General features: G+C 59.2%; 9 protein-coding genes. All 9 read right to left on the reverse strand.

Annotated features, from left to right (window positions below):
- Positions 1–65 precede the first annotated feature (65 nt).
- A complete protein-coding gene (gene atpB, locus SH410x_RS18490; RefSeq protein ID WP_473669721.1) occupies positions 66–1,112 on the reverse strand; it encodes a F0F1 ATP synthase subunit A in 1,047 nt (348 codons plus the stop codon).
- Between the two features lie 118 nt (positions 1,113–1,230).
- Entirely contained in the window at positions 1,231–1,746 is a 516-nt protein-coding gene (locus SH410x_RS18495; RefSeq protein ID WP_473669723.1) for a hypothetical protein, read from the reverse strand.
- A 220-nt stretch (positions 1,747–1,966) separates the two neighbouring features.
- Positions 1,967–3,223: a hypothetical protein gene (locus tag SH410x_RS18500; protein ID WP_473669725.1), complete on the reverse strand. Its 1,257-nt coding sequence runs from the start codon at positions 3,221–3,223 to the stop codon at positions 1,967–1,969.
- Positions 3,220–5,151: a hypothetical protein gene (locus tag SH410x_RS18505; protein WP_473669727.1), complete on the reverse strand. Its 1,932-nt coding sequence runs from the start codon at positions 5,149–5,151 to the stop codon at positions 3,220–3,222. The genes SH410x_RS18500 and SH410x_RS18505 overlap by 4 nt, the downstream gene beginning before the upstream one ends.
- 76 nt (positions 5,152–5,227) lie before the next feature.
- Positions 5,228–7,027: a type II secretion system protein GspK gene (locus SH410x_RS18510; protein WP_473669729.1), complete on the reverse strand. Its 1,800-nt coding sequence runs from the start codon at positions 7,025–7,027 to the stop codon at positions 5,228–5,230.
- Positions 7,024–8,076 carry a PulJ/GspJ family protein gene (locus SH410x_RS18515; RefSeq protein WP_473669731.1) on the reverse strand — a complete coding sequence of 351 codons (1,053 nt, stop codon included), beginning with the start codon at positions 8,074–8,076 and terminating at the stop codon, positions 7,024–7,026. Before SH410x_RS18515 ends, SH410x_RS18510 begins: the two co-directional genes overlap by 4 nt.
- 3 nt (positions 8,077–8,079) lie before the next feature.
- Entirely contained in the window at positions 8,080–8,505 is a 426-nt protein-coding gene (locus SH410x_RS18520; RefSeq protein ID WP_473669733.1) for a prepilin-type N-terminal cleavage/methylation domain-containing protein, read from the reverse strand.
- The gene (locus SH410x_RS18525) at positions 8,502–9,164 is read right to left on the reverse strand and encodes a prepilin-type N-terminal cleavage/methylation domain-containing protein (protein ID WP_473669735.1); all 663 of its coding nucleotides are present in this window, start codon (positions 9,162–9,164) and stop codon (positions 8,502–8,504) included. Before SH410x_RS18525 ends, SH410x_RS18520 begins: the two co-directional genes overlap by 4 nt.
- Positions 9,165–9,180: 16 nt before the next feature.
- Positions 9,181–9,648 carry a type II secretion system protein GspG gene (locus SH410x_RS18530; RefSeq protein WP_473669737.1) on the reverse strand — a complete coding sequence of 156 codons (468 nt, stop codon included), beginning with the start codon at positions 9,646–9,648 and terminating at the stop codon, positions 9,181–9,183.
- Between the last annotated feature and the right edge of the window lie 257 nt (positions 9,649–9,905).

Raw genomic sequence — 9,905 nt, forward strand, 5'->3', positions numbered from 1 at the left:
GGAAATGCGGGACGAAAACTCGCTATTTCCTGAAATATCGCAAACGTAGCGAAGCCGAACCGGGATTAGGCACCGGCCGGGTGACTGGCGCCTACGGCGGGACTGATTCGGCCTGGATCAAAGATCTTGTCCGGGTCCATTTGGTTGGCGTCGTCCATCGCATGAGCATCGTCGTCGAGATGCTCGTCATGTTCGTGGACGGCCATCGAAGCGATGAACAGCACGGTCAAAAATGTGAAAATGAACGCTTGCAAACAGCACACAAACAATTCCAGTAGCGTCAGGGCCGTGCCCACCAAGACCACGGGAATGCTGACAGCCAGGGCCGTTCCATCGCCCGCGGCGCGGGCTGCAAAAATCAATCCGATGAACGCGGCGAGCACAAGGTGTCCGGCCATCATGGTACCGAAAAGCCTCATCGCCAAAACGAAGCATTTGATGAGGAGGCTGAGCACTTCGAGCACGTACAACATCAACGCGATCGGTAGCATCATGATCCCACCGTCCCAACCGATTGGGTTGAAGTGGTTGAGGAAATCCTTCAGGCTGGTTTCGCGGATCCCGATGAAGACGATCGCAAAGAGCGACGTTAGGGCCATCATGCCGGTCATCGAGAGGTTGCCGGTCGCACTGCCACCCCAATGAGAAAAGTGTGTGTCGCCGGTGATCATCTGCAACATGTATCCAAACGGAATCACGCCGAGGATATTGGCGAACAAGATGAAAAAGAACACCGTCCAAATGTAGTAGATGTACTTGTCGGTTAGCCCACGCAAGTTCGGGTAGGCGACCTCATCGCGAATGAACGCGCAAATCGTCTCGAAGAGCTGCGAAATCCGACCGCGGGTTTGATAGCGACCGAGTCCCTCGCCGTGGTAGATGCTGATCCGACGCGAGCACAGCACGCCGACGACGATCAAGCACAACGCCGCAATGGCGGACATCATCAAGTGATTGGTGATGAAGAATTCGTAGTAGCCGTTGTAAATCCCCATCGCGGGGATGCTCGTGTCCGCGTCGCCTACTGGTACTCGCAACAATGGTGAGTGGACGAGCGAATGCGGGATTGCGTGATCGGTCGGGTCTTGGCCGGCAGCAAGCAGGTAGAACATGAGGAGCGTGAAACGACAAGGAGGGCGGAAGAAAACGGGCAGAACCCACTAGCGGGCTGTCGATTTACAAACCCGAAGCGCTAGCGAGCAACATGATAATCTACATGACGATCCAACATCAGGACACACGGATCTGACGCGATAATACGATGACCTCGGTCAGCAACAGGACCAAATGCCATCCCAAAACCCAAATTCCGATTTGTGTCGGTGAAGCATCCATGTAATAACTGCTGGCTAAAAACAACGCAACTGTCCCGGTGATGCGAATTAGCATTCCCGCTAGAAAAGCGTGTCCGAGACGCTCCACCGCGATCGCATGGGGCGAGAGTTCCGCATTTTCCGTTCGTTCGGGCGGCACTTCCGCGGAAATATCGGGTTCTGGCATCCGGTTTTCCGGAATCGAAACCGTCCAGCCCGGTACGGTCGCGGCGATCGCGATCAAGCCGCTGATGCCCGCGATGATCAGCAGGTCATCGGTGCGGATGTTCGGCGATGCCGTCGGCTCGTGCTCGTCGCTGGCTGACCGTCCCGCCGCAGAGGACACGACGACCATCGCCACTGCGACAATCAACCACACTGCCGCGATGCATTGGAGGACGGTTTGATAAGGGCGGACGACTGTCGACGGCATGAGTGGAGCGGTGCGGGAGAACATGGGGACGTGGTGGATTCTGCCGCAAACCCTAACGGGAAAGCACTCCGACGAAAACGCGGGGCGCTGGAAATGAGCCGCCCATGACAAAATCACATGGCAGACCATGGCCATCGCGTTGCCAGCCAGGGACGTAGGAACGCAGACGGGCCTCTTGGAGAGGCCATCGATCCCCACACACCCCGCTAGCCCTCACTGCTCACGACGAGCCTTCGAGCACATCGCTGAGTTTGCCGGCGGGACGCAGTTCGTAGCTCTGGCCATTGATTTCCAAGGTCACCCGACGGGCGCTCACGCCGGTGACTTTGCCGCTGATCGATCCGATCTCGAACTCGTCACCGATCTTTAGCTTCAAGGTTGTGCCTCGCGTTCGTACGTTCATCCAGGCCGTCCAGTCGTCGCCGCCTTGAACGAGCGCGGTCAGGAACGTTTGCGTCGCGTCATCAAATCCAGGCGCGGCTGCCGGCGGTGCCGGTGCAGGGGGAGGAGCCTGGGTTTTGAGCATCAGCAACTGCGTCGTTTGCCGGTGCGGGTAGCCATCGTCCGTCGCGGTCACCTGTACCTCAAACTGTTCGATGGCCTTTGCATTGTCACTACCGTTCTCATCCGTCGTTTGGGCGGGCGGTGTCACGACCAACTTCGCCGACTCGGCATCCCACCGGACCCACTCGGGCAGGTCGCCTTGAATACTCACATTGACGCGGTGGTTCTCCGGATCGCTGAACTTCAACGGCACTTCGTTCTCTTTCCCGTGATACACGACCATTTGAGCGGTGCCTTCAAACTGCGGTGCTTGATTGGGCGGTTGGAAAAAGTTGCGATTCAAAATGGCTTCTCGCGACGCATCGAGCGAACGCGTGATCCGCCACGAAGGGTGCTCGCTCGGAGGTGCCGGCGCCGCGTCGGCGATGTTCAACGCGATCGCATCGATCATCAGCACGAGACTGAGCATCTCGGAATTCGCTTCGGTATTCCCTGCGGCTTGCCGGAGAGTTTGACGCACAGGGGCAAAATTGATCTCGCGAATCCGGTGCAGTTGGTCGCGGCTCTGAATCGCGTAGACTAAATCGACAACGCCCTTCATATCCGTCTTGCCTGAAACGCGGAACGCGAATTGCGTGTAGAGCTCATCAACGGGGCCACTGCCGATCGGATCGACCACCGCATCAGCGACTCCGAGCCGGCCTACCGTGCTCAACAACCACGCCTGGTAGCTGCTCTTGGCGACTTCCGGATCGCTCGATAGCGAACGGACTTTGTACTCACCGAGCTGCCGCTCGGCTTCCGCACCCGCCAGCAGTTTGGCTTGCAGGTCGTCAGCCTCCTTGACCAGAGAGTTCAGACGCCCCTGACGAAATTTGATAGCGTCGCGATATTGATTGAATCCCCAGTTCAATGCAAACACGACAAACAGACCGCCAATGCCAATCGATAAAATACGTTCACGCTGAGTCATTGGATTGCCTCCGAGTCGGATGGGCTGTCGGACGGTGTTTCAGTAGCGGGCGCCAGCTCAGTCGCTGGCGCGGATTCGGTAGCCGGTGCGGGTTCAGCCGCCGCTGGTGGTTCAGTAGCGGGCGCGGGCTCACTCGTCGGTGCCGGTTCAGTAACCGGCGCCGGCTCAGTCGCTGGCGCGGATTCAGTAGCCGGTGCCGGTTCAGCAGTTGCTGGTGATTCCGTTGCTGGTGCTGGCTCACTCGCTGGTGCCGGTTCCGCAGCCGGTGCGGGCTCAGTCATCGGTGCCGGTTCAGGTGCGGACTCAGCCGCTGGTGCGGACTCAGCCACAGGCTGCGGTTCTGCTGCCGGGGGTGCTTCCGGAGCTGGCGACGGTGCGGTCGCTGGTGCGGTCGCTGGTTCCGTGCTGGGTTCGCCTTCGGTGCTCGGTTCGCCCACGGCCATCATTTGGGCATAGCGTTTTTCGCGGACCGCCTCGGGCGCGAGCCGAATGGTTTCGCTCATCTTCCAGCGGTAGGCATCTTCGCTCGGGAGCTGGGTGACTTTGTCGCCGGTGACTTGATGGGCGGCGTCTCGCATCACCGTTTCAAATTGTTTGATCACATCGGGCGAGGTCACCAACCCGGTGACAACCATTCGTCCACCGCCACCGCGGGAATTAGCGGCCGCCAAAACCTCCTTGACGATCAACTCGTCTGAGGGAGGCATGGAAACGGCGAGCTGCTCGAACTCGTCCAGCCAATTGACATCGCTATCGAGAAACTGATCCACCAATTCGGTCCGCTCGATCATTTGATCGGCGGCTTTGGTTTTCGTTCGAAGCTCTTGGTTTGCCGCCGTTTGGCGATCAATTTGTGTCGTCAGGCGGGACAGATTCCCCCATAGCAACCACCCCAAGCCCAATACCAGCGCGGCGGGGAGCCCAACCATGATCGCCAGTTTTCGCTTGTCGGTCGACGCCTCGACGGTTTTACGCGGGTTGAGGAAATCGATCAACTCATTTTCGTGGCCATTGTCGGCGACGAGCAAGCCCACCAGGGGCGCCAGTCGGCCCACCATTTCGCCGGTGGCCTCACGGATTCCCGAGTCGGTACCGACCAGTTCGAGGGGATCGAGCAGACGCGTTTTGCAGGGAGTCTCCTGTTGACCGGAGAGTCGCTCGGCAAGCAGTTTCAGTTCCTCGCCGTGTCGTTCGGCGCGGCCCCACATGACGACATGGCAGTTGCTGCCTGCCGCACCGCCAGCGATCATGCTGCGGCGAATTTCTCCGGCCAGTGACGCCGACCGCGACTTCGTCGTGGCCGCATCGCCGTCCGGCAATCGTACCGATCGCACGAAAGTAATCTCGCCGTGGCGGAGCAGGACGATCTCCGCTTCATTGGCCACCAAGTCGATCAACGCCACCACGGGTTCATCGCCGTCACTGCTCTTGGACAGATCGGCGAGCACGTCGGACGCTTTGAGTCGATAGAGCGCGGCCGCTGCGATCGGGCGCAAGCCCACACGGTCGAGCGTCCATCCGGCTTTCTCGACCGCCTTCCGAATCGGCGTCAATTGCGTCGGCCCGGTCGCCGCGACGATGGCATGAATCCCTGTTTCGTCGGTATGCGTCGTGATGAAATCGATTTCCGCGTGATCGCCCGCTGAGGCGAATTGCCGAATCGCTTGGAATCGCACGATGTCCGGTAGTTCTGCGATCGGCACCGGTGGGAACTGCATCTGCCTCAGCTCAGCACGGTCGCGGCCAATGGCGACGAGCACGTCGCTTTTCTCTAGCGAATACTTGCGTGACAACTCGGCGAGAGTGGCCTGCAGTCCCTCCTCACCGATGGGCACTACGGCGGCGGCACGGATGCGAATTCCGCGTGCTGACCGGTCTGCGGCCACCATGCGGACTTGTTCGTCGTCCCAATCAAGTGCGAGTTTCATAACAGACTATCGAGATATCGAATTGAATATATTTTGTAAGGACTAGTTTAGTCGAATTGTTCACAACGAACGAATTTTAGGGCAGAGTTTGTTCACCGTTCCCACCCAACACCGACATATCGAACCCGCGCCCGAGGTGCGACAAGTTTCGGAACGCGACCACGCGAGGGTTGGCCGTCGTTGCGTCAATAATCACTTCACCACGCACGGCCAAGCCGGTCGCTTCATCAAACCCAATCACCTGGGCTCGAAAGACGTCACCACCGGCGGTCACGAGCGGCAGGAGTGCACGCATTTGGTCGAGCGTCACCAACCCTTCGGTCAGCGGCCAAGCCGCGTGGGAGCGATCCGTTGAGGTGCTCCCTGTGTGGACGCCCCCGCCCGCACCTCGCGTCTCGACCAGTGCCGCCATGGTGTCGACATCCAGCACGGGGATGCCCATCAGAATCTCCGCGGGGGCTTCATTCAAGTTGATCCGCCCCGGCAATGATTCAACGTCCTGAGTCGACAACTGGTCCATGAGCAGCGGCAGGTACTCACTCAACATGGCGGGGTCATCTAGAAACGGCGACGCGTAGGTGGTTTGTTCGACCGTGACTTCGGCGCCGATCAAATCGAGCACCTGGTTCAGTTGCACACCGGCACCAGCGGTCAAGTCGAGCTTCGAAATCGCGTCGGCTTCCCAGGGCACCGGGGTGGATGCCGCGTCTTGTTCGGTTGTCGATGCGGTGACCTCGTCCCCACCGGCTGCCCCGGCCGCCTCTGCTGCGGCCATCATCGCCGCGGATTTTGCTATCGAGGACGTGCCCGACATCCGGTACGCGACGATGAATGATGCATACTCATCATCGCCCAGAGCAACGCTGAGTTCGTCATAGAGCACTTCGAGGTCGTCGCCGTTGACGTTAACGCGAGGTTCCCCGGCAGAGGTCAGGTTGTTCTCGGCACCGTGAACGGTCAGATAGTTCGCCCACCCCAAAGCTCCGGCTGTATCGATGTTCGCCATCGTACGCTGTTGCTCATCGAGATCCAGCACACCATTGCGGTTGGCATCGGCGCCAAACAACAGCTGGGGAGTGACGCCCCGAACGAGCAACAACTCTTCCACGCTCTGCAGAGGTTTGTTGGGGCAACTGTAGGGCGATGGTAGCGACGAATAATACTCGTCCTCGCAACCGGCCGGCCGAGGCTCGGTGTCCGTATCGATCCAGTCCAAAATGGCATTAGCGATTGGTTCGGTCATACCCGGAAGGGTCAACAACAAGTCAACGGCGACGTAGCTCGTCTCGAGAGACTCGGAATCATCACTCGATGCGTCGGAATCGTCTCCCAGAATCCCACTCCCATCGGACTCAAGACTTCCGCCGGCCAGTGTGGTCAGCATGCCGATGGCGGCGGAGTTCTCTTCCAGAACCAGCAGCGAGTTGACGTTGATGCGGGCCGACTCGTTCTGCAGCCCATAGCGAATACCGCCGAGAGACCCCGTGTCAGTCAAGCTGGGGGCCACGACCGTGTATCGCTGCACCGGACCGTCGGCGATGTTGGTAATCGCAACCCCCCGAAATTGCATCGCATTGTTGTACACGCCGCCCGCCGCATCACGATCGATCGGGGGACTGGCGAGCGTCAAACGAATCGCCTCGATCCCCGAATCCATATTCAGTCGCGACTGGACCAGATCGCCTTGCAAGTACGCGGTTTCATCCGCGGCGAGCATCAATTCGGCGAACGAGTAGACCGCCATCGTCGAGATCGCCACCACCACGAGCACGAGCACGAGGAAAAAGCCACGGCGATTTTTTTGCCGTCGCGAACGGCAATTCAAAGTGAGGCGATCGACAGGCCGTGGCCCATTTTGATCCTGATGCACACTCATATCCCTGTCCCCTCGCTCGCCATCGTGTCAGTTTCTTCCGTCGTCTCTTCGGCGTCTTCAGGATGGCTCATCGGGAGGTAGATCACGTGCGTGTAGGTGTTCACCGCTTGGGTTTCTGCCAAGTTCTCCGAGCCAAATGCACTGTCGCCGCCAATCTGTATGGTCACGCGAATCGCGGGCGGCAGAAAACCGACTGTGTCAGTGCTGTAATACGTCATCCAGTTGCCGTTCTCGTAGTACTCGAACTGGATCGCCGTCACCTCGGTGCTGATGACTTCACCTGCCGAGGTGAGTCGCGACAGGCCGCCCGTGGACGAGGCATGGGAGGTGATCGCACGGTCCAACTCACGGCGTACCAGACCGCCGGATGCCAGTGCAGCGGAACTCGCAGCGTTGCCCATACCACTGGCCGTGGCGAGCTCTTCCAACGGATCCATGCTCGCTCCTGCCCCAGGGGGCTGAACGAAATAGCTGACCGTTTTGATATCACTCGGACGATCGAGAAGTTTGCCGTTGGAAATCGCCAGAGCGGGGTCAAGGACGGACTCCTCCAGACTCGGTAAACGACTGATGTCAATTTGCAGTTGATTGGAACTACCGATCAGTCCGGGTGACTGCAGCACGCTGCCCCCGAGACTGGCGTCGAACGACTCGCCGTCGGCGGGCTCCTCACTGCTGGAGTCACCCTCGGTGCCACTCAAACCGGAGTCTTCTGGAAGTGAATCATCCTCACTGTCACCCGCTGTATCGTAGCTGAGGCTGAGCCCCAAGAGTGGCGACGATGCAGACGACAACACATCACCGAGCGGTGCCGTGTCGACCGGACGCGTCGTCAGCGTCATCCGCAAGTCATCTTCGATCATCTGGAGCACGGCCGAAGCGACCTGTGAATTTCGGTAGACTTGTTCGGCAGAGGCCATCTCTCGGACATAGAACGAGATTGCCCCGCTGACGAGCGTCATCAGCACCACGCACATCGCCAGCGTCAGCAGCATTTCGAGCAACGTGAATGCGGCGCGTGACGGCTTATCAACATTCGACTGATTCATCACCTATACCTCCGCCTCTTCGTCGCCAAGACCGAGCAGTGGATCGATCATCCATCGCGTGATCGAGTATGTTGCAATGGGCGTCCCACCATTGGGGTCCAGGGCCTGGACGGTGATGCGGATCGCGAGCATGCCTTGCACGGGTGCCATGACCACATCCACTTGGTATTGGAACGGTGTCGTGCATTCCGAGTCAACGGCGGCGACCGGCGTCGCGGGGACGGACGCAGGCTGGAGATCACTCGCTAAAATCATTGCCAATTGGCTCTGCGCGATCAGTCTCGCCTGAGTCAAATGTTCGGCCTCTCGAGCCGCATCAGCACCCTTCATCGCGATGGTCGATAGGATCCCCAGCGAGCCGCCTAAAATCGCTAAAGCCAACAGCATTTCCAGCAGTGAGAAACCCGATCGTCGGTAGGTGGGCCTCACGGGGTCTCCCTCAGCGTCACATCACCGGTCAAACCGCGAAGCTGCACACGCACGACATAGCTGTCTGCACTCGCATCGGCGGCATCGTCATCCGTTCGGTTGCCGATGGTAATGATCGCATTGCTGGTTTGACCGGTGGGATAGAAATAGATCACCGGGAGCGTGCCCGATACGGTTTCGCCATCTGTGGTCGCGACGGGCACGGGAGCACTCAACAGCGCCGCCTCCATCGAGCTCGTTCCACCCACCGCTGAGGTGACGACGGATCGCACAACCACATTCTCAGGCAATTCGATCGTCCATCCACCCGACGTCGGTGCCGCCGTGTTCGCTGTCACACCCATCGCCTGTTTCGCACCGGAAAGCAAGGCCGAGGGGCCCGCTGACGAGTCGGAGGACTCGTTGGTGTCCGCTGCGGTGAACTTGGGAACAACCATCAGTTCACCTGAATTGGGATTGGACTGCACTGTCATCACGCGACCCTCACGGATTGCATGAACTCGCAACCGGGTCAGTTCCGCGCGAATCTGGTCACCGGCACGCACGAGCTCCCGATCGCCCAGCAAGCTGCCGGCAATCGGGATCACCATTGCCGCAGCGGCCGCGGCGATGACCATCGCGAGTAGAAGTTCCAAAAGAGTGAAGCCGGCTGTTTTCATAGAGATCCTGATCGCCCTATCTGCCTTCGACGATAATGTCGTCCTCAGTATTCATCTGACCGTCGAGTCCGCCACTGCGGATCTCGAATTCATTGCCCTTGGCGCTGAAGTCAAAATCGTTGCCCCAGGCGTCGACGGGCACTGATTCAATGATCGGCCCCACCCACTTCGCCTTCTTGGCCGAATCGCTCGGGCCGTCCTTGAGCTGTTCGAGCGAGTCGGGCAGCGTATTGGTTTTGATTTTGTACAAGGTAATGCTGTCTTTCAGCGAATTCAGCTGAACTTGGGTCGCATTGATATCCGCGTCCGATTTGGCACCGAGAAGGTTCGTGCCCACAATCCCACCGAGCACCACCAAAATCGCCAGCACGAGCAGCAGTTCGAGCAGCGTGAAGCCGCCGCGAGCAGCCCGAGCGCTGCGAGCACGCGAACGGGAGGGACGGGAAGTGATCGAGGACAGCGTATGGGGGCGGCGGTGAGACATGATTGGTGTTCGGGTCAAAAGGAGGGTCGGTAGGTGGTAGGAATCGAATGGAGGGAGTTTTACCGCGAGTGGCCGCGAAGTCGAACCCGTCTGGCGGGGAATGAGTCGGAACTCGAATCTCTGGCACAAATACGTGGGTAGCTCCGGCACTCCCTGGGAAACCCCGGAGAGGTCACGAAGTTCCGCTGAGCAACCCGTAGCGATCGAAGCCGCCAGGGGCAACGAAAACGCTGAGAAACTTCCGAAATCGCGCCGCG

The sequence above is a fragment of the Rhodopirellula sp. SH410 genome (assembly GCF_055811895.1).

What these genes read in the sequence shown, in the direction of transcription:
- SH410x_RS18525 (WP_473669735.1), bottom strand. Translation starts at nt 9,164, where the DNA reads ATGAAAACAGCCGGCTTCACTCTTTTGGAACTTCTACTCGCGATGGTC.
- SH410x_RS18510 (WP_473669729.1), bottom strand. Translation starts at nt 7,027, where the DNA reads ATGAGTGTGCATCAGGATCAAAATGGGCCACGGCCTGTCGATCGCCTC.
- SH410x_RS18505 (WP_473669727.1), bottom strand. Translation starts at nt 5,151, where the DNA reads ATGAAACTCGCACTTGATTGGGACGACGAACAAGTCCGCATGGTGGCC.
- SH410x_RS18515 (WP_473669731.1), bottom strand. Translation starts at nt 8,076, where the DNA reads ATGAATCAGTCGAATGTTGATAAGCCGTCACGCGCCGCATTCACGTTG.
- SH410x_RS18530 (WP_473669737.1), bottom strand. Translation starts at nt 9,648, where the DNA reads ATGTCTCACCGCCGCCCCCATACGCTGTCCTCGATCACTTCCCGTCCC.
- SH410x_RS18495 (WP_473669723.1), bottom strand. Translation starts at nt 1,746, where the DNA reads ATGCCGTCGACAGTCGTCCGCCCTTATCAAACCGTCCTCCAATGCATC.
- atpB (WP_473669721.1), bottom strand. Translation starts at nt 1,112, where the DNA reads ATGTTCTACCTGCTTGCTGCCGGCCAAGACCCGACCGATCACGCAATC.
- SH410x_RS18500 (WP_473669725.1), bottom strand. Translation starts at nt 3,223, where the DNA reads ATGACTCAGCGTGAACGTATTTTATCGATTGGCATTGGCGGTCTGTTT.